Below are 18,777 nucleotides of genomic sequence, written 5' to 3'. Positions count from 1 at the left end.
GATCAGTTGATTTTATTGTACTCGACAGTCATTCCTGTCCTTACTTGCAGCACTCCAGTGGTCAATACCAGATCACCTTCCCTCAATCCATCCACTATCTGAACCTGACGTTCGGTCCGGGTACCGATGGATACCTGTTTTTCTTCTACTACACCTTCCTGATTTGTCACAAATACCTTATAGCCGCTCAGTTCAGGAATGACTGCTTCCGCAGGTACCAACATGGCATTTTCTTCCACTCCCAGCACAAATTTGATCCTTACAAACATGCCTGGCAAAAACTTCCTATCCCTATTCGGGCTGGTGGCACGCAGCCTGAGTGTTCTTGTTCCTGCATCTATGGTAGGCTCATAAGCATATACCGTTCCTTCTACCTCTGTACCCCCCGTTTCACTTGAGAAGAATATCTTGGACCCTAACTCCACCATCGGGGCATACCTCTCAGGAATGGAAAATTCAATTTTGATGGGATCAATATTCACTATACTGGCAATGATATCAGCTGTACCTATCACACTTCCTTCCGACACCAGCCTCAGACCCAAAATACCATCAAAAGGAGCCCGAACAATGGTTTTGTTCAATTGTGCTTCTACCAATTGAATGTCAGAAAGATTGGTATTGAACTGATTGAGGACAATGTCATACTCTTCCTGGGAAATGGCTTCCTTTTCCAAAAGCTGCTTCTGTCTGTTTTCCTGGCTTTCAAAAAGTTTTTTGGTGTATTCCAGTCTTTGGAATTGGGCACGCAGCTCATCATCATTGAGATACAGCAATGGCGTACCTTTTTTTACAAATTCCCCCTCTCTAAAAGCGATTTTGGTGACCAGTCCGGATATTTCAGGACGCAGGTTCACCGTTTCATTGGGGAGAACAGTACCTGTGACGCTGAGGTTGTTTTCCAACCTTTCAGGTCTGACTTCCACCACATTTACAGGAAGGGGCTGATTGCCTCCCTGGCCCCCTGAGCTACTGGAAGATGACCCCTCAGAAGTATTTCCAAAAATCTGATCCTTTCTGGGATAAATAAAAATAACAGCAACCACCGCAATGATGGCCACAGTAAGCAATATTTTGGTTTGTTTTTTCATCCTAGGGTGATAAAAAGAGAATTAGTGTGTTTGAATATGGTTTTTAAGAAAGCTTAATGACAATTGGTTGAATGCCTCAGGCTGCTCTACATTGACGACATGTCCGCAGTCTTTGACAATTTTCAGAAAGGAAAGTTTATGTTCTTTTACAATTTTCTTTACCGGCTCCAAAAACATGATGTCCTCGTCTCCCATAACATAAAGTGTGGGAATAGGCATTTCTCTTTCCTTAAAATACCTTAAGAGTGGATTGACATCTTTGGTCATTTTAAACCAGCGGATAAATTCTTTCTGGCATAGCCTCTTTGCCTCTCTGATAAAAAGGTTTCTGGATTCCGAATGGTGCCTTCTTGGCATGATTATCCAGGCAAAAAGACTGTACAGCCACATGTAGGGAACCACACTTTTGAACGTATTGCCCAGCAAAACCAAAACCCTGGAAGTAAAATTCAGCCTTGTGATTGCTCCAGCCATGACCATGGATTTCACTCTTTCAGGCTCCATTTCTGCCAGTTGCCTGATCAAAATGGTTCCAAGAGAAACTCCCATAAAATGTGCAGGTGGAATCCCGAGGTGGTCCAGTACCTCTATGATGTCTTTGGTCACAGCGGGGAAAGTATACTCCTCCTTCCAGATATTTTTGATTGAACTGGCCGATCTGCCATGCCCTCGTAGGTCTATCAGCAAAAGGTTGAATTCTTCTCTGAATTCCCTGATCTGCTTATGCCAGATAGAAGAGGAACCACCTGCCCCATGGATAAACACTACCCAGTCTTCGCTAGAAGAATGCTTGTATGTTTTATAGTACAACATGCCTTTATGATTGGTGCTGAGCATATAACTGGTTAGGGTTATCGATGGTTATTCAACCGAAAGCTACGGGCTTTCGTTCGGCATTGAAAAGAAATAAACACAGGTGGCATTACTTGACTTTTAGCGGTCAATTTAGAAAGATTCTAAGCTGGGAAAATATTTCTATCATGTATTTTTTACATACGACATAATTATATGCTTCTTTACCAGAAGCCTCAATTTCTGATACAAATGGGTGTTCCAAAACAATATCCACTAGTATCTAATCCTGAAGATTCGGGATCGATTTAACCTGAAAATCCAGGCTTAATTTCAATATTGGCAAAGATCCGCATATACCTACTACCTTATTCCCTATCTGCTACTTTGCAAATATCTGGGATTCATCCTGAAAGGATTTAAATTCCAAAGCATTGCCGGAAGGATCCAGAAAAAACATGGTAGCCTGCTCTCCTACCTCACCCTGAAACCTGATATAAGGCTCTATGATAAATTCAGTTTCTTCAGCCTTCAGCTTATCGGCCAAAGCATGCCATTCGTCCCATGGAAGAATTGCACCGAAATGTCTTACGGGAACATTTTTCCCATCCACTTGATTGGCCTGTGCCTGATTCAGTTCCTCTGGCTTCACATGGGCAGAGAGTTGATGCCCAAAGAAATTGAAATCTATCCACTTCTCAGTAGACCTACCGATTTCGCATCCCAACAGTCCTCCATAAAAAGCCCTGGTTTCTTCTATGTCCCTGATAGGAAAAGCTAAATGAAAAGGTTTAAATTGGCTCATAATAATGATTTTAGTTCAGTAAATTTGCAGGGAATTTTCGGTTAAATAAAAGCATTTTTACACATGGGCAAGAAAACTGTTTCATTGGTATTATCCAGTGGTGGTGCAAGAGGCATGGCGCATATCGGTGCCATTGAGGCACTTGAAGAAGCCGGCTATGAGATTGTATCCATTGCCGGCTGCTCAGCAGGTGCACTGATAGGAGGCATCTACGCTACCGGGCAGTTGGATATCTTCAAAAACTGGATCTGCAACCTGGACAAAATTGACGTATTTTCGCTGATGGACTTCACCCTTTCCCGCAAAGGATTTATCAAAGGAGAAAAGGTGTTCCAGGCCCTCAAAGCATTGGTCGAGGATTGTGATATTGAGCAGCTAAAGGTGCCTTTTGCCTGCAATGCCGTCATGATTCCGTCCGGAGAAGAGAAAGTTTTCACTTCGGGCAGTCTTTATGAAGCCATACGTGCTTCTGTTTCCATTCCCACGGTTCTTACTCCTGCCAGGATTGGAGATTCAGAGTTTATAGACGGTGGCATTACCAATCCAATCCCCTTTAATCTGATCAGCCCTACTTCTCGGGGGAATTTACTCGTGGCAGTAGACTTGAACGGCCCTAAGTCGGCATTTGTACCTCCTCCTCCAAAAGAAAAAAAGGAAAGCGCTCTCAAGCTGCCACTATGGCTATCGGATTATCAGAAGAAATTTTCCAATTACTTCTATACAGAAGAGAAGGAAGAAAAACCAAAAGGCCTGAGTTCGGTAGAGCTGCTGAACTATTCCTTTGACCTGATACAGGACAAACTTTCCGAAATGGTCATCAGACAGCATCAGGTCGACATGTTGGTGGAAATATCCAGAGAACAGGCCGGGACATTGGAGTTTCACCGCTCTGCCGAACTGATTGAAATCGGGAAAAAGAAAATGAAAAAAACCATCAAAAAATTCGAAAGTGGACATAAAATCTCTAAATAACTTATTGGGAAACATAGACATTTACCTTTTGGACCAGATACTTAAAGGAAGGTTCCACCAGGAGATGAACATTCTCGATGCAGGCTGTGGAGAAGGCAGAAATAGCATTTACTTTTTAAATGGGGGGTACAGAATTTTTGGGATAGATTCGGATTTGAGTGCCATACAAATGGCCAGAGTCTATGCCAAAACCATTGATAAGTCTTATGACACTTTAAGGTTTCAGAAAGCATCAGTACAGGACATTCCATTTCATTATGCTGCTTTTGATGCAGTCATCTCTTCTGCTGTCCTGCACTTTGCAAAGAGTACGGAAGACTTCGAAAAAATGTGGGCAGAAATGCTCCGGGTGTTAAAACCGGGAGGAACTTTCTTTTTGAGAACATGCACTGACAGGGACAATATCCTTGCAAACTCCCCTTCTTTGGGACATGGCGTATATTTATTGCCAGATGGGAGTGAGAGGTTTGTATTTACCGAAGAACTTGAAAAACAACTGGTACAAAAGTACGGGCTGGAATATTTGGAACCTCCAAAAAGCGTGTTAGTTCACGGACAGAGGAGTATGGGAGTATTTGTTTTTAGGAAGAATCTATTCAATCATCTCTGACATGATTTTTGCCGAAAGAAGGCAGAGTGGGATTCCGCCACCTGGATGCACGCTTCCCCCACAGAAATACAGGTTTTGGATGTCACTGCTGTAATTGGCGTGACGGAGAAATGCAGCATACCGGTTGTTGGAACTGTTCCCATACAAGGCTCCCTGCGCACTTGAAGTCCTGGATTCAATGGTTCTTGGCTCCAAAATTTCCTCCACTTCGATCAAGGGTTCGATATCGGTATGCAGCGTTCTGTTGATTTTGTCAATGATATTTTTTCTGGCCTCAGTGATCAAGCTGTCCCAGTCCTGCCCCTGATTGTTGGGCACATTGATCATGGTAAACCAATTCATACATCCCTTTGGCGCATCGTCCGGCTTATAAACTGATGTGATGTTGATGTACACTGTAGGGTCGTCAAAGATGACCTTTTGATTGAAAATGTGATCAAACTCCTTTTTATAATCTTCTGAAAAAAGAATATTGTGAAGGCCCAATTGTTTGAACTCTTTCTTGATTCCCCAATAAAAAATCAATGCTGAACTTGATTTGGGCTGATTGAGCAATTTTGTGGGCTGTTTCTGTTTTTTGAGAATGGATTTATAAGCATTCACCATATCCATATTGTTGACTACAATATCAGCTGAATGGATATTTTCTCCTACCTGTACTCCGCTTGCTATGCCATTTTCCACCAAAACTTCTTCAACTTTTTGTTCAAAAAGGAATTCTACCCCCATTTCAAGGGCTAGCCTGTAAAGAGAAAGGGTAATGTCATGCATTCCTTTTTTAGGGAAAAATGCTCCAATATTGAATTCCAGGTGAGGAATAATATTGAGTGTTGCAGGAGTCTGATAAGGGTCGGAGCCATTGTAAGTAGCATACCTATTGAACAATTGAACCAATTTGGGATGTTTGAAAGACTTTTTATTGGCTGCATTCATGGTGTTGAAAATCCCCAGTTTGCCCATTTTCAGATAAGATTTTAAGGCTTGGGGATTGGTCCATGTGCTCCATTTATGCAGAGACCTGTGCATAAAAAGAGGTGAAAGGTGACGGTAGATATAATCTGACTGTTTTAAGGCTTTGACAATATTTTGGGAAGGTTCCCCAAGCTTGGTCTCCACTTCTTCTGCAAACTTGTAGGTGTCTGAATACGCATCAATGGTCTTACCATCTTCCCAAAAGTAATGACAGGTAACGGGCAGTTTGACATATTCAAAATGGTCTTTGGGATTTTTGCCACAGATACGGAAAAGCTCTTCAACCTGTTCGGGAAGGGTAAAAAGAGAGGGCCCTGCATCAAACCTGTAATTTCCCAATTGGAATTCGGAAAGCTTTCCACCAGGATAATTATTGGCCTCAAATACCTCCACCTGATAGCCTTTTACTTTAAGTCTGATAGCGGAAGCAATACCGGCAATTCCTGCCCCAATGATAATGGCCTTTTTTGTCATTTCTGATTAACCCACTTAGATGAAAGATGGTTTCGAAGGGAAAGATAAGTCAAGAATCAGGTAAATTACAGCCCACATTTATTCAAACTTCATTATTCGTCACAAAACTCACTATTTATTCAATTGATTTGCAGTGATTTATATCATGTTTTTCATTTTTTTTTCTTGGCTATTATTTAATATTTAAAACTGATAAAAATCAACAAAAAAGAATACTTCCAAAAAATTCAAAGTAAAAAATTAGCATTCGATTATTAACAGGATTTTATAAAATATTTAAATAAAAATATTTTTTTTCTATGTAAAATACATTTTCATGTTATTTTTATTACATTGGTATCACTATTTAACTTATATCAACCAAAACAATTCAATTATGAGGATAAGCCCTTATGCCAAAAGATCTGCCGGAGCGTGGATATTGGCGACTTTTATGATTTTATTTTCTTGTCAGGAACTTGAGGTACCTGATATGACAGCTGACGAAGTTGCTGCAGCTGCGGAACGTTTGGGACAGGATGGGCCCAACGGATTGATTTTCGGTTCTGAAGCACCAGGCGAAGCGTCCTCTCCCACGTCCGCCGGTGGCGTCATGCCGTATATCATTGCTGGAGCGAATCCAGGTGGTAATAGAACCTGCACCGAAGTCTCGAGTGCTTTCGGTGTTTCATTTGAATCCTCAACGGATAAAGATGATTATGGTAAAGAAGCCCAGTATGATTTAGGCCCATTCACCATAAAAATGACAAATGGGACTTTTATTGAATGGACCTTCAATGGAAGTGAAGACCAATGCTTGGATGAAGTTGCATTTATCGTAAAAGGTGGTAATGCCGCAAACGTATATGTTTATGGTGGAGGTTTTACTACAGATAGCGGATTAGCTTCTCCGCCAAACGCATCAGACGGTTCAGCAGGATTGAGCAACTTAACCATTTGCTTCACTGTCACGACCAGGCCTGATGCCCCAACCGTATCAGTTGACTCTGTTGAGGAATGTTATGAGGAAGGAGTAACCGAATCCTTGAATGCAAATGATTATATCACCTCATCTGATCCAGTAAAATGGTTCACGACTGTAGACGGTGACGAGTTAGCAAATCCTATTGTAACAGATCTTGACACTCCTGTAACACTATGGGCTGAGGCTTATAAAGGCAACTGCGTAAGCAGCAGCAGAACTCCTATCACTCTTACTCTTGAAGACTGTGGCGATGAAGAGGATTGCTACGACTGGGAAGGCGATACCGCATGGGCAGCTACAGCACCTGGTAATCAAAGGTATACCAACAGGGGAAACTGGGCTACATACATTTCCCATAGCCAAGGACTCGCAGGAGTAAACATCTATGCAGGACAGGACAAATTTGCAGGAACAGCCTCAATTTCTGAAAATAATGGCACAGTTACCATAAGCATTCAGCTCTCCGGAGACTTTGAGTTTGGAGATGGGGAAGTGGTCAAAGTTCAAAGCTATGCCAAAGCTCCATCTGGAAATCCAGCTCCTGGTCTATTTGCTCATAAAAATGCCACCATCAGTGCAGATAAGAAGTCCGCCACCATCACTGCAACCAAAAACAACTTCTATGGCATTCACCTCGATGTGGGAGTATGGGTAGAAGTAGAATGTCCTGATGAAGAAGACTAATGCACAGAAATTGGCTCCAGATTTCATATTTCACACATGGATGCCTTTTGTTGCTTGTATTAAGAAAAATAAGGACAATTATTAAAAAATTGATCATAAAAAAACCTTCAGGAAATCCTGAAGGTTTTTTTAATTACACCCTCTCAAACACCCTTCTAAAACTGCAAGCCTCGGCCAGCCTACCATGCAAATCCGCAATGGCAACCCGCTCTTGCTCGGTCGTATCTCTGTGCCTGATGGTCACTGTATTGTCTTCCAAAGTCTGATGGTCTACTGCAATACAGAATGGCGTACCGATCAAATCCTGCCTGGTATATCTTTTCCCGATGGAAGCCGCTTCTTCATAGATGATGTTGAAATCATACTTCAAGGCCTCAACGATTTCATGAGCTTTTTCTGGCAAACCATCCTTTTTGGTCAATGGCAAAATCGCTGCTTTCACAGGAGCTACGGCAGGATGAAACTTCAGATAAGTCCTTTGCTTGCCATCCACTTCCTCATCTACATAAGCATTACACAGCGTCATCAAAAACAGCCTGTCCGCTCCAATCGAAGTCTCGATGACATAAGGGATATAGTTTTGATTGATTTCTGGATCGAAGTACTGTTGCTTCTTTTTGGAATACTCCTGGTGGCTTTTCAAGTCAAAGTCCGTACGGGAATGTATACCCTCTACTTCTTTGAACCCAAATGGAAACTGGTACTCAATGTCCATAGCAGCATTGGCATAATGGGCCAACTTTTCATGGTCATGTCTTCTGAGCTTTTCCTCAGGGATACCCAGTGCCTTGTGCCATTTCATTCTGGTTTCAGCCCATTGTTTGTACCAATCCAGCTCAGTGCCTGGGCGCACAAAAAACTGCATCTCCATCTGTTCGAACTCCCTCATCCTGAAAATAAACTGACGGGCCACAATTTCATTTCGGAAAGCCTTTCCAATTTGGGCGATTCCGAAAGGAACTTTCATCCTGGCTGTCTTCTGTACATTGAGGAAATTGACAAAAATACCCTGAGCAGTCTCAGGTCTGAGGTATATGGTAGAGGCATCCTCCGCCACAGAACCGACCTGGGTAGAAAACATCAGGTTAAACTGACGGACATCCGTCCAATTGCTTGTTCCGGAAATAGGACATTTGATTTCTTCATTGACAATCAAATCTCTGACACCCGCCAAGTCTTCTGCTTCCAAAAGTCTCCCCATGGCACTCAGCAATTGCTGGGCCCTTTCCTTATCTCCTGCATTTTCGTAAGCAGCCGCTTTATCTTCAATCAATACGTCTGCCCTATATCTCTTTTTGGAATCTTTGTTGTCGATCATAGGGTCATTAAAACTGTCCACGTGACCGGAAGCCTTCCAAGTGGTGGGGTGCATAAATATTGCCGCATCTATTCCGACAATGTTGTCATTGAGACGGGTCATGGTTTCCCACCACAATCTTTTGAGGTTGTTTTTAAGCTCTACCCCATAAGCTCCATAATCGTACACCGCCTGAAGGCCGTCATATATTTCCGATGAAGGGTACACAAAACCATATTCCTTGGCATGTGCAATAATATCTTTCAATTGCGCGTTTTCCGCAGTCTGTTCATTTTTTGCCATAGCCCGCAAAATTAAATAAAATGAGGGAATAGCAAGTGATAATCCTGAAAACTAAGCCTATTCTTTCTTTTCTTGAAAAGATGATTGCCATGGCAGTTCCATTCTCAGGTTGTTTTACTTGGATTTTGCCATAAAACCAAAACAGCCCTGACAGTCAATTATGTCAGGGCTGAATTTATTGATCAATGGTTATCCGCAATTTGAATTTAAACTTTACCTAAATGTATACTTCAATCCAATCCCTGCTCTAAAGAAATTCCTTCTTTCGGTAGGGAAAATGGGGCTGGCCTCCATCAAAAATCCAAAATTTTTGGAAGCAAAAGGCTTGACCAAAACACCCAATGGCACCCCTAAATAAAACCCAGGGTCTCCTCCATCAGTCCCTAAGTGGAATCCAGAGTAAAAATTCACTTCGTCCCTTCTCACGAAGTTATACCCAAAAGTACCTTCTATACCCACATTTCGTCCTGTGGACACCCTAGCTTCTCCAAACATCTGATTGTCCGGATCAGTACCAATGCTGGCAAATGTGGCGGAGGAAAGTCGGTAAACCCCTGCTGAGATCTGTGCTTGAGATTCTAAAATGACCACAAAAAACAAGGTCATCGAAGATAAAATAATCTTTTTCATTTGAGTTAAATAGTTGGTTTGGGCTAGGTTTTACAAAGATTTTGCCAAACTGTACCTCGAAAGTAATTTTAGCCAATCTCTTTGCTTGAAGGAATTATAGCAGATTAGCCCTTCACATCCTGATATAATCATTAACTTTGTCAGACCTAAAACAAGCCCAAACAGTACCCATGAACGAACGGTATATGCAGAGAGGTGTATCTGCCTCCAAAGAAGATGTTCACCAGGCCATTTCCAAATTGGACAAGGGACTTTTCCCCAAGGCATTTTGCAAAATAGTAGCTGACACCCTAGGCAATGATCCCGAATACTGCAACATCATGCATGCTGACGGGGCTGGCACCAAGTCCTCTTTGGCCTACATGTATTGGAAAGAGACCGGTGATCTGAGCGTTTGGAAAGGTATAGCCCAGGATGCCATCATCATGAACACAGATGACCTGCTTTGTGTAGGTGCGGTCAACAATATTCTTGTTTCCTCTACTATAGGAAGGAACAAAAACCTTATCCCAGGTGAGGTAGTGTCTGCCATCATCAATGGAACTGAAGAAGTCCTTCAGATGCTCAGGGATCACGGAGTCAATATCGTACTTACAGGTGGGGAAACCGCTGATGTTGGAGATCTTGTAAGGACCGTTATCGTAGATAGCACCGTTACATGCAGGATGCGCAGAGATGAGGTCATTTCCAATGACAACATCCGCCCTGGAGATGTAGTGGTAGGTCTGGCTTCTTTTGGTCAAGCTACTTACGAGGATTTTTATAATGGAGGCATGGGCAGCAATGGGCTTACCTCAGCCCGTCATGATGTTTTCAATAAACTTCTGAAAACCAAATATCCGGAAAGTTTTGATCCTGCTGTACCTGAAGAATTGGTTTATTCAGGCAAATACAAGCTCACTGACCCTGCACCCGGACTTCCGCTCGACATCGGAAAATTGGTGCTTTCTCCCACGAGAACCTATGCGCCCGTGTTGATAGATGTACTCAAATACCTTAGGGGCAGAATCCACGGCATAGTACATTGTAGTGGTGGGGCACAGACCAAGGTCCTGCATTTTGTAGAAAATGTCCATGTAGTAAAAGACAACCTTTTTGAAACTCCGACGCTTTTTAGACTGATTCAGGAAGAAAGCGGAACAGACTGGAAAGAAATGTATAAAGTTTTCAATATGGGCCACCGTATGGAAATTTATATGGAAGAAAAATACGCCGAAGAAGTAATCGATATTGCAGAGACTTTGGGTGTAGATGCAAAAATTATTGGTCGGGTCTTGCCCCATGATGGCAAGAAAGTAACGATCCAAAGCGAGCATGGTATTTTTGAATATTGAGAAGCCTTTCAAATAACATGAACCAACCAACACTCCAAAAATTTCTAAGGGTAATAGCCTGGATTCTTGGAGTGTTGCTTTTTTTGGTACTTGCCATTTTTACCCGGGTAGACAGAAGACCTCTGCACGAGATGGAATACTACCATCAAACAATGGCCGCATTGGATTCAGCATCCGCTATTCACTCCTATGGAGAAGCTTGGCTGGCGGGTTGGTCTAAAGTAAACATGACTCCCCCAGAACCCGTCAACCTTGTCGGATACAAGCCCAGAGGCCCTTTTACTTTTGTCCAGGACAGCAGCTACGTACGTGCCCTCAGCATTGGCAATGGGGAAAATACGGTTACGCTACTCAGCTACGAATTGATGATCATTCATCCCACCCTATACGAAAAGATCACCAATGCTGTAAAAAGCAAAGGTCTGCCTATTGATATGCTGTATTTTACTGCTACTCATACCCATTCGGGAATGGGAGGATACATGCCCGGCTTGGCCGGCCGGTTGGCTTTCGGAGGTTATGATCAAAATGTCATGGAATTGATGGAGAAAAAAACCATTGAAGCCATAGAACGCTCTTTGGCCCAAAAGGATACGGTGCAACTGAGCTATTCTGCCATCGAGACCAGTGGGCTGGTAGCGAACCGCTTGGTGGAAGGAGATCCGGTGGATCCTTATCTCAGGAAGATGATTTTGGAAAGAAATACTGGAGAAAAAGCTGTTTTTCTAAGTTTTGCGGCGCACTCCACCATCTTTCATTCCAAATACATGAGGCTTTCGGGAGACTATCCCAATTACCTAATGATGGAGCTTGAATCCTCTGGCTTTGATTTCGCTTTTTTTGCTGCCGGCGCTGTAGGAAGCCATAAACCTCTAGCAGGAGGAAATACCCTGGAAAATGTCCAATCCTTCTCAGGTCAGTTAAAAGAACAAATGACCCAGGAAATACATGTAGCAGAATTCGAGGTAAAACCCAAAATTTCTTTTTATAGTTTTCCTCTTTTCTTACGAAAACCACATTATAGAATTGGCGAGAATGTACGCTTGCGACCCTATATATTCAATGCCCTGTTCGGGAATACCAATGCCCATTTTGATGTACTTCAACTGGGAGACGTATTGTTGATCAGTAGTAGCGGGGAAGTATCAGGGGTTTTCATGAAAGAATGGGAGGAATATGCGAATTCATACGGACTCCAAGTGATTTTGACCTGCTTCAATGGCGGATACATTGGCTACATCACTCCCGATAAATATTATGATATTGGGCATTACGAAGTGAAGGACATGAACTGGTTCGGCCCTTACAATGGAGCTTTCTTTGACGAAATCATGAAGGTGATCATCAAAAAAGCTTCGGAATAAAGAACTTAGGCATTATTTTTCGTTAGCTTAATACGTATTTTAAGTAGGGCTTGCTGAAAAAGTCTCAGGTATGCCAGATTCAAAGCGGGCGAATGAAGATGTATGCTTATACTTCGAGTGAGCCCAATGAAGAAGATGGTATGCCTGAGACTAGCCTTAAAATTTCAAAATTCGAAATTTTAAGGAGCACGGAAATCAAGCTATAACATTGAATAAACGTGCACCTGCTTAAAAAGAAAATACCTGACAAACGGGGTATTCATCAAAATTTAAAGAATTTATTCTTCAGTTGGCGTTTTTCAGAACGCCCTAAGTATGCCACTAAAATCCAAATAACCATGAAAAAGATTTTTAAGACATTTTCAGGAATAAAATCACTGCTCCAAAACCTGGATATTGAAAAGGTCAATGCTTTGGCCCAGAAAGTAGATCTCAACGAAATGATGGGAATAGTTTCTAAAATGAGCGAAGAAGACCTGTCCAAGATGATGAAAATGATGAAAGGCGGTGGAAAGAAAAAAGAGATCCCCCCTATAAATGGAGATTTTTATGAACTGGGCAAAACCCTTCCTCCCAATGAAAGGGAAATACAGCTCCGCGTACGTGAATTTATGGAAAGGGAAATCAGGCCCATAGCCAATGAGTATTGGAACAAAGCCAAATTCCCCATGGATATCATCCCTAAGATGGCTGAACTGAATATTGCAGGACTTACCTACAACGGGTATGGTTGTCCGGGGCATTCAGCTTTGTTGGAAGGCTTTATTGCTATGGAGATGGCAAGGGTGGATACTTCTATGTCCACATTCTTTGGGGTGCAGAGTGGTCTGGCCATGGGATCTATCTACCTGTGTGGCTCTGAGGAACAAAAGCAGCATTGGCTGCCCAAAATGCAGAAACTCGAAACAATTGGGGCTTTTGGTCTTACCGAACCTGAAGTAGGTTCCGCAGTGGCAGGAGGCCTGACCACCACCTGCAAAAGAGAAGGGGACGAATGGATTCTTAATGGTCAGAAGAAATGGATTGGCAATGCCACTTTCTCTGACATTACAGTCATCTGGGCCAGAGACTTAGATGATCAGCAGGTCAAAGGTTTTATAGTAAGGAAAGACAACCCAGGTTTCAAAGCCGAGAAAATAGAAAACAAAATGGCCTTGCGCACGGTGCAAAATGCCCTCATCACCATGGAAAAGTGTGAGGTACCGGAAAGCGACAGGCTACAGAATGCCAATTCCTTCAAGGATACCGCCGAGGTATTGCGGATGACAAGGGCGGGGGTTGCCTGGCAGGCAGTGGGCTGTGCTAGGGGAGCCTACGAGGCAGCATTGAAGTACACCAATGAAAGAAAACAATTCGGCAGGCCTATCGCTTCATTTCAGTTGGTTCAAGATATGCTCGTCACCATGCTAGGAGACTTGACAGCCATGCAAAGTATGGTTTTCAGGCTTTCACAAATGCAGGATAAAGGAGAACTGCTAGATGAGCATGCTTCATTGGCCAAGGTTTTCTGTACCTTAAGGATGCGGGATATCGTAGACCATGCCAGAGAATTGTTTGGAGGAAACGGGATTTTGCTGGAATATGACATCGCCAGATTTGTAGCAGATGCAGAAGCCATCTATTCTTATGAAGGCACCAAAGAAATCAATTCCCTAATTGTAGGAAGGGCCATCACAGGCCACAGTGCTTTTGTTTAAAATACCAACAGGACAAAAGGCAGTAAAAAAGAGGCTTCCAGCTTTGCGCGGGTGGTCTCTTTTTTTTGACCCTTTTTGAAAAACTCCAACAAATGGTACATTCCTATCAAGGCTAAAATGGCAGCATGAAGGCTATAATAGGACGGAAAGATAAAAATCAGCAGAAAAGAAACCAGTGATACCAATATCCCAAGAACAACAATTACATTTTTGAGCTGCATTTTGGACATTACTGTCAGAATAGAACCAAAACCCGCATCTCTGTCTTCCTCAGCATCCTGAAAAGAAAGGATCAACAGGTTCAAACAGGCCAGGAAAAAATATAAAACGGCAAAAGTCCAGAAATAATGATTCAGCTTTTCGGCTTCAGCCATTGCAAAAGGGGCCAAGCAGATCCCTGCGACATACACCACTGCTGTGGATACCTCCTTTAGCCAACTTGCCCTCAAGCCTGTTAGGTGTAGAATAAAAAACCAGAGGGCTACCACACTCATCAATACAGCACCCGGAACAATCAGGATCTTACTGGATTCAAAAAACAAAAGCACAATCAACCCAAGCAAAGCAAATATCGCAACTGCTGAAAAAATCCTTTTGAAGTTCTTCTGATGAAATTGATGTCTGGGCAAGTAAGTGTTTCCTTTCTTAAGCTTTTTACTGTCCAGGAGATGATCAATGCTATACACAACCCAAACCGCAATACCCAAAAGCAAATACACCGCAGGCCCTATATACACATCCAGCAAATCAGAAAAAAACAACATTCCGGCCATAGCACCCAGTACCACATCAACCGACAACAGGTTTAATTTTGAAAAAATAGCTCGAAAATATTCCATGAAGGCAAATATAAAAGCTGTTATCCTCAAAAATGCATAAAAAACAAATAGCTTAGAATTCTAAATTCATACAAACTTAAAACACCTTTATAAAATGGAAAAATTGATATTTACCCTCTTCTTAAGTTTTCTATTGGGAACGGCAAGCTATTCCCAATCAAAAACCAAAATTGCCTGTATTGGAGACAGCATCACCGAAGGACCGGGAAGAGAAAACCCTGCCAGTTTTCCTTTACAGTTGGACGAAATATTGGGAAGCACTTATGAAGTCAAAAATTTCGGTGTCAGTGGAAGGACCTTGCTTAAAAAAGGAGATTTTCCTTTTTGGGAAGAGCCACAATTTGAAGAAGCCAAAGCCTTTGCTGCTGACATTGTGCTGATCAAGCTGGGCACCAATGACACCAAACCACAAAACTGGAAATTCAAAGATGATTTCAAAAAGGATTACCTTGATCTGATCCAAGAAATGAAGAGTTCCATGTCCAAAAACGGGAAAATATACATTGTAAACCCTGTCCCTGTTTTCCAGGATAATTTCAACATAAGCGCAAGAGTTATGGATGAGGAGTTAAGACCACTGCTCATTGAAATCGCTGAAGAAGCTGGCATCGAAATAATGGATTTCTATGCTCCTTTATTACCTTATGCTGATTTATTCCCTGATGGGATACATCCTAATCCGGAAGGCCTGACATTGATGGCTGAAGCTCTGGCAAGTAAAATAAGCCAATAAAACCAATTGAATTGCCCACCCAAAAGACTAGGGTAAAAAGAAAAAAAGCTACCCGGTGAGGGTAGCTTTTGGGTCTTATTGTCAATAAATGTTTTATGCTCCACCAAGTGCATTGGCACCTGCTACAATTTCCAAAATCTCGTTGGTAATCGCAGCTTGTCTGGTCCTGTTGTACTGAAGTTTCAATTCCTTCAAAAGGTCATTGGCATTTTCGGTTGCTTTGTCCATAGAAGTCATCCTGGCACCGTGTTCAGAAGCATTGCTTTCTAACACTGCTTTATAAAATTGTGTCTTCAAAGCCTTAGGAACAAGCTCTTCTATAACATACTCCTTAGATGGCTCAAGGATATAATCAGATTCCTTTTTATCTTCTTTCTCTGCCAACAGATCCCCACCCATAGGAAGGAATTGTTCTACAGTGATTTCCTGAGTAGCAACATTTTTGAAGTGATTGTACACCAAAACTACTTTGTCAAATCTTTTAGATACAAAAGCTTCCATGGCGTATTCAGATATTGCCCTTACATTGTCATAATTGACATCGAAGAAAACATCGGAAAAGTCAGCTATTATTTTAAAGCCCTTTTTGCCATAAAAATCCAAAGCTTTCTTACCCAAAGGCATGACAGTTACATTCACATCTTTGTAGGTATTTTCTATGATATAGCTGGAAGCTTTGATCACGTTGGCATTGAAAGCACCGCAAAGTCCCTTATCAGAAGTCATGGCTACAATGAGCACATTTTCTACAGGTCTTTGTTCACCATAGACAATATCCAAGTCTCCACCCATAGAAGACACTACATCATCCAGGATAGTGGTAAGTTTCTGGGAATATGGACGCATTTTGAGGATTTTGTCCTGTGCCTTTCTCAACTTCGCCGCTGCCACCATTTTCATGGCTTTGGTGATCTGTTGTGTAGAAGACACTGAGGTAATCCGCTGCTTTACTTCCTTTAGGTTCGCCATAGGGATTTCTTTTCAGAAAATATTGATAAGACCAAGTGGGAGGCAGCAAAGCACCTCCCCGGTCATAAGTTGATTATTGTTTTGCGTATTTAGCAGATAGGTCTTTGGCTGCCTGCTCAAGAATCTTTCCAGCACCATCCAGATCACTCTTAAGGATCATCTGCAATGCCTCAGGATAGTTAGACTTCAACAAGTTGTAGAATTCCTGCTCAAATTGTCTGGCTTTTTCTACTGGAATAGTATCCATAAAGCCTTTAGTAGAAACGTAAATGATCGCTACTTGAAGTTCTACTGCTACCGGAGAATACTGAGGTTGCTTTAGGATCTCCTGGTTTCTTCTACCTCTTTCGATAGTCCTTTTGGTAGAAGCATCAAGGTCAGAACCAAATTTGGCAAATGCTTCCAGTTCACGGAACTGAGCCTGGTCAAGCTTAAGTGTACCGGCCACTTTCTTCATGGCCTTGATCTGTGCACTACCTCCTACCCTTGATACCGAGATACCCACGTTGATCGCAGGACGAATTCCGGAGTTGAAGAGGTTGGTTTCCAAGAAAATCTGACCATCAGTAATGGAGATCACGTTGGTCGGGATATAAGCAGAAACGTCACCTGCCTGAGTTTCGATAATAGGAAGTGCTGTCAATGAACCACCACCTTTTACTATACCTTTCAAAGATTCAGGAAGGTCATTCATTTCTTTTGCAATCGCATCAGAAGCATTGATTTTGGCAGCTCTTTCCAATAGTCTGGAGTGAAGGTAGAATACATCTCCTGGATATGCTTCACGTCCCGGAGGTCTTCTAAGAAGTAGGGACACTTCACGGTAAGCAACAGCCTGCTTGGACAAGTCATCATAAATTACCAATGCCGGACGACCTGTATCTCTGAAAAACTCACCGATACAAGCACCTGTAAATGGAGCAAAGAACTGCATTGGAGCTGGATCAGAAGCAGCTGCAGAAACTACCACTGAATAAGGAAGGGCACCGCCTTTTTCCAATGCCGCTACAATACCAGCAACAGTGGATGCTTTTTGGCCAATGGCTACATAGATACAGAAAACAGGCTCGCCTCTTTCATAGAATTCCTTTTGGTTAAGAATGGTATCAATGGCTACAGCGGTTTTACCGGTCTGACGGTCACCGATGATCAATTCACGCTGACCTCTTCCGATTGGAATCATAGAGTCAATCGCTTTGATACCTGTCTGAAGTGGTTCGTTTACAGGTTGACGGTAGATTACACCAGGAGCTTTACGCTCTATAGGCATTTCATACAGATCACCTTCAATAGGACCCTTACCATCGATAGGATTACCCAAGGTATCTACTACCCTGCCAAGCATTCCTTCACCTACTTTAATGGAAGCAATACTTTTGGTTCTTTTGACATTGTCCCCTTCTTTGACCAATTTGGAATCACCGAACAATACGGCACCCACATTGTCTTCTTCAAGGTTAAGAACCATCGCTCTAAGACCATTGTCAAATTCAAGCAATTCACCAGCCTGTGCTTTGGTAAGTCCATAGATACGGGCAACCCCATCACCGACTTGGAGAACGGTTCCCACTTCTTCAAGTTGAGCTTCGGTTTTGACATTGGAAAGCTGCTCTCTCAATATCGCCGAAACTTCATCAGGTCTAACTTGTGCCATTATATTTTCTATTAAATGTTATGCGAATATTTTAGTATAATTTGACGAAATACCTTTGGGCAAAATTAAGCCTTAGGTCTCTCAGTTTTTTGCTGATTGAATCATCCAAAAGTTTATCGTTGACTTTAAGAACAAAGCCACCAATGATTTCGGGATTGATTTTCTCTACCAGTTCCACTTTATCCAAACCGGAGATTTCTTTTACAATAGAAACCACTTCTTTTCTCAACTGATCATCCAGCTCAACAGTAGTGGTGATTTCAGCCACTTGGATTCCTATGTGAAGGTTGTATTGTCTCTGAAACTCCTTAGCCGTAGAAACAAGTACATTTGCTCTGTTTTTCCTGGTTACAATTTCGAAAAAGCTCATGGTGATTTTATTGGCAGTTTTGCCAAACAAAGTCTCAAGCACCTTGTACTTTTTATCCGAATTGATAATCGGACTATTGAGCATAAGGACAAGCTCTCTGTTTTCAGAAGCCAAAGAAAGCAACAGGCGTACATCCTTTATGACATCTTCCAAGGCACCTTTTTCTACAGCAAGTTCAAGAAGGGCTTTGGCGTATCTGGATGCTACTTTTATATCTGACATA

At 42.2% G+C, this 18,777-nt stretch carries 17 protein-coding genes; 7 read left to right on the top strand and 10 right to left on the bottom strand.

The window, feature by feature from the left end:
- Positions 1 to 2: 2 nt before the first annotated feature.
- From EGN73_RS08040 to EGN73_RS08030, 3 genes are all read right to left on the bottom strand, one after another.
- A complete protein-coding gene (locus EGN73_RS08040; protein ID WP_219288129.1) occupies positions 3 to 1,091 on the bottom strand; it encodes an efflux RND transporter periplasmic adaptor subunit in 1,089 nt (362 codons plus the stop codon).
- A gap of 21 nt (positions 1,092 to 1,112) precedes the next feature.
- On the bottom strand, positions 1,113 to 1,904 hold the full coding sequence (locus EGN73_RS08035; protein ID WP_219288127.1) for an alpha/beta fold hydrolase: 792 nt from the start codon (positions 1,902 to 1,904) through the stop codon (positions 1,113 to 1,115).
- Positions 1,905 to 2,265: 361 nt separating this feature from the next.
- Complete coding sequence (locus EGN73_RS08030) at positions 2,266 to 2,688, bottom strand: VOC family protein (RefSeq protein WP_219288125.1); 423 nt, start codon at positions 2,686 to 2,688, stop codon at positions 2,266 to 2,268.
- Between the two features lie 63 nt (positions 2,689 to 2,751).
- Between EGN73_RS08030 and EGN73_RS08025 the strand changes: the two genes are divergently transcribed.
- Positions 2,752 to 3,660: a patatin-like phospholipase family protein gene (locus EGN73_RS08025; RefSeq protein ID WP_219288123.1), complete on the top strand. Its 909-nt coding sequence runs from the start codon at positions 2,752 to 2,754 to the stop codon at positions 3,658 to 3,660.
- Positions 3,638 to 4,270 carry a class I SAM-dependent methyltransferase gene (locus EGN73_RS08020; protein WP_219288121.1) on the top strand — a complete coding sequence of 211 codons (633 nt, stop codon included), beginning with the start codon at positions 3,638 to 3,640 and terminating at the stop codon, positions 4,268 to 4,270. Before EGN73_RS08025 ends, EGN73_RS08020 begins: the two co-directional genes overlap by 23 nt.
- On the opposite strand, the gene crtD is transcribed toward EGN73_RS08020, so the two are convergent.
- Complete coding sequence (gene crtD, locus EGN73_RS08015) at positions 4,253 to 5,716, bottom strand: 1-hydroxycarotenoid 3,4-desaturase CrtD (RefSeq protein WP_219288119.1); 1,464 nt, start codon at positions 5,714 to 5,716, stop codon at positions 4,253 to 4,255. The two genes, EGN73_RS08020 and crtD, sit on opposite strands and share 18 nt — an antisense overlap.
- A gap of 376 nt (positions 5,717 to 6,092) precedes the next feature.
- Between crtD and EGN73_RS08010 the strand changes: the two genes are divergently transcribed.
- Positions 6,093 to 7,364: a hypothetical protein gene (locus EGN73_RS08010; RefSeq protein WP_219288117.1), complete on the top strand. Its 1,272-nt coding sequence runs from the start codon at positions 6,093 to 6,095 to the stop codon at positions 7,362 to 7,364.
- 133 nt (positions 7,365 to 7,497) lie between these two features.
- Here EGN73_RS08010 and EGN73_RS08005 read toward each other — a convergent pair whose 3' ends face one another.
- Together EGN73_RS08005 and EGN73_RS08000 are read right to left on the bottom strand one after the other, a co-directional pair.
- Positions 7,498 to 8,964: a glycine--tRNA ligase gene (locus EGN73_RS08005; protein WP_219288115.1), complete on the bottom strand. Its 1,467-nt coding sequence runs from the start codon at positions 8,962 to 8,964 to the stop codon at positions 7,498 to 7,500.
- Positions 8,965 to 9,177: 213 nt separating this feature from the next.
- Positions 9,178 to 9,594 (bottom strand): outer membrane insertion C- signal, encoded by a 417-nt coding sequence (locus EGN73_RS08000; protein ID WP_219288113.1) that lies wholly within the window; start codon positions 9,592 to 9,594, stop codon positions 9,178 to 9,180.
- A gap of 170 nt (positions 9,595 to 9,764) precedes the next feature.
- On the opposite strand from EGN73_RS08000, the gene EGN73_RS07995 reads away from it, so the two are divergent.
- The 3 genes from EGN73_RS07995 to EGN73_RS07985 all read left to right on the top strand — a co-directional run bounded on the left by EGN73_RS07995 (position 9,765) and on the right by EGN73_RS07985 (position 13,989).
- Positions 9,765 to 10,928, top strand: coding sequence for an AIR synthase related protein (locus EGN73_RS07995; RefSeq protein WP_219288111.1), 1,164 nt, complete (start codon positions 9,765 to 9,767; stop codon positions 10,926 to 10,928).
- A gap of 17 nt (positions 10,929 to 10,945) precedes the next feature.
- Complete coding sequence (locus EGN73_RS07990; RefSeq protein WP_219288109.1) at positions 10,946 to 12,292, top strand: neutral/alkaline non-lysosomal ceramidase N-terminal domain-containing protein; 1,347 nt, start codon at positions 10,946 to 10,948, stop codon at positions 12,290 to 12,292.
- A 338-nt stretch (positions 12,293 to 12,630) separates the two neighbouring features.
- A complete protein-coding gene (locus EGN73_RS07985; RefSeq protein ID WP_219288107.1) occupies positions 12,631 to 13,989 on the top strand; it encodes an acyl-CoA dehydrogenase family protein in 1,359 nt (452 codons plus the stop codon).
- Here the strand turns inward: EGN73_RS07985 and EGN73_RS07980 are convergent.
- Positions 13,986 to 14,828: a UbiA family prenyltransferase gene (locus EGN73_RS07980; protein ID WP_219288105.1), complete on the bottom strand. Its 843-nt coding sequence runs from the start codon at positions 14,826 to 14,828 to the stop codon at positions 13,986 to 13,988. The genes EGN73_RS07985 and EGN73_RS07980 overlap by 4 nt on opposite strands.
- 94 nt (positions 14,829 to 14,922) lie before the next feature.
- Between EGN73_RS07980 and EGN73_RS07975 the strand changes: the two genes are divergently transcribed.
- Entirely contained in the window at positions 14,923 to 15,561 is a 639-nt protein-coding gene (locus EGN73_RS07975) for a GDSL-type esterase/lipase family protein (protein ID WP_219288103.1), read from the top strand.
- 93 nt (positions 15,562 to 15,654) lie between these two features.
- Here the strand turns inward: EGN73_RS07975 and atpG are convergent, their stop codons facing one another.
- The 3 genes from atpG to atpH all read right to left on the bottom strand — a co-directional run bounded on the left by atpG (position 15,655) and on the right by atpH (position 18,776).
- Positions 15,655 to 16,530, bottom strand: coding sequence for an ATP synthase F1 subunit gamma (gene atpG / locus EGN73_RS07970; RefSeq protein WP_219288101.1), 876 nt, complete (start codon positions 16,528 to 16,530; stop codon positions 15,655 to 15,657).
- A gap of 73 nt (positions 16,531 to 16,603) precedes the next feature.
- On the bottom strand, positions 16,604 to 18,184 hold the full coding sequence (gene atpA / locus EGN73_RS07965) for a F0F1 ATP synthase subunit alpha (protein WP_219288099.1): 1,581 nt from the start codon (positions 18,182 to 18,184) through the stop codon (positions 16,604 to 16,606).
- Positions 18,185 to 18,215: 31 nt separating this feature from the next.
- Positions 18,216 to 18,776, bottom strand: coding sequence for an ATP synthase F1 subunit delta (atpH, locus tag EGN73_RS07960; RefSeq protein ID WP_219288097.1), 561 nt, complete (start codon positions 18,774 to 18,776; stop codon positions 18,216 to 18,218).
- Between the last annotated feature and the right edge of the window lies 1 nt (position 18,777).

Source organism: Arthrospiribacter ruber (assembly GCF_019343195.1).
In the GTDB taxonomy this organism is placed as follows: Bacteria; Bacteroidota; Bacteroidia; order Cytophagales; family Cyclobacteriaceae; genus Arthrospiribacter; species Arthrospiribacter ruber.
This window is presented reverse-complemented; position numbering and strand designations above follow the sequence as displayed.

What these genes read in the sequence shown, in the direction of transcription:
- EGN73_RS08040 (WP_219288129.1), bottom strand. Translation starts at nt 1,091, where the DNA reads ATGAAAAAACAAACCAAAATATTGCTTACTGTGGCCATCATTGCGGTG.
- EGN73_RS08035 (WP_219288127.1), bottom strand. Translation starts at nt 1,904, where the DNA reads ATGTTGTACTATAAAACATACAAGCATTCTTCTAGCGAAGACTGGGTA.
- EGN73_RS08030 (WP_219288125.1), bottom strand. Translation starts at nt 2,688, where the DNA reads ATGAGCCAATTTAAACCTTTTCATTTAGCTTTTCCTATCAGGGACATA.
- EGN73_RS08025 (WP_219288123.1), top strand. Translation starts at nt 2,752, where the DNA reads ATGGGCAAGAAAACTGTTTCATTGGTATTATCCAGTGGTGGTGCAAGA.
- crtD (WP_219288119.1), bottom strand. Translation starts at nt 5,716, where the DNA reads ATGACAAAAAAGGCCATTATCATTGGGGCAGGAATTGCCGGTATTGCT.
- EGN73_RS08010 (WP_219288117.1), top strand. Translation starts at nt 6,093, where the DNA reads ATGAGGATAAGCCCTTATGCCAAAAGATCTGCCGGAGCGTGGATATTG.
- EGN73_RS08005 (WP_219288115.1), bottom strand. Translation starts at nt 8,964, where the DNA reads ATGGCAAAAAATGAACAGACTGCGGAAAACGCGCAATTGAAAGATATT.
- EGN73_RS08000 (WP_219288113.1), bottom strand. Translation starts at nt 9,594, where the DNA reads ATGAAAAAGATTATTTTATCTTCGATGACCTTGTTTTTTGTGGTCATT.
- EGN73_RS07995 (WP_219288111.1), top strand. Translation starts at nt 9,765, where the DNA reads ATGAACGAACGGTATATGCAGAGAGGTGTATCTGCCTCCAAAGAAGAT.
- EGN73_RS07990 (WP_219288109.1), top strand. Translation starts at nt 10,946, where the DNA reads ATGAACCAACCAACACTCCAAAAATTTCTAAGGGTAATAGCCTGGATT.
- EGN73_RS07985 (WP_219288107.1), top strand. Translation starts at nt 12,631, where the DNA reads ATGAAAAAGATTTTTAAGACATTTTCAGGAATAAAATCACTGCTCCAA.
- EGN73_RS07980 (WP_219288105.1), bottom strand. Translation starts at nt 14,828, where the DNA reads ATGGAATATTTTCGAGCTATTTTTTCAAAATTAAACCTGTTGTCGGTT.
- EGN73_RS07975 (WP_219288103.1), top strand. Translation starts at nt 14,923, where the DNA reads ATGGAAAAATTGATATTTACCCTCTTCTTAAGTTTTCTATTGGGAACG.
- atpG (WP_219288101.1), bottom strand. Translation starts at nt 16,530, where the DNA reads ATGGCGAACCTAAAGGAAGTAAAGCAGCGGATTACCTCAGTGTCTTCT.
- atpA (WP_219288099.1), bottom strand. Translation starts at nt 18,184, where the DNA reads ATGGCACAAGTTAGACCTGATGAAGTTTCGGCGATATTGAGAGAGCAG.
- atpH (WP_219288097.1), bottom strand. Translation starts at nt 18,776, where the DNA reads ATGTCAGATATAAAAGTAGCATCCAGATACGCCAAAGCCCTTCTTGAA.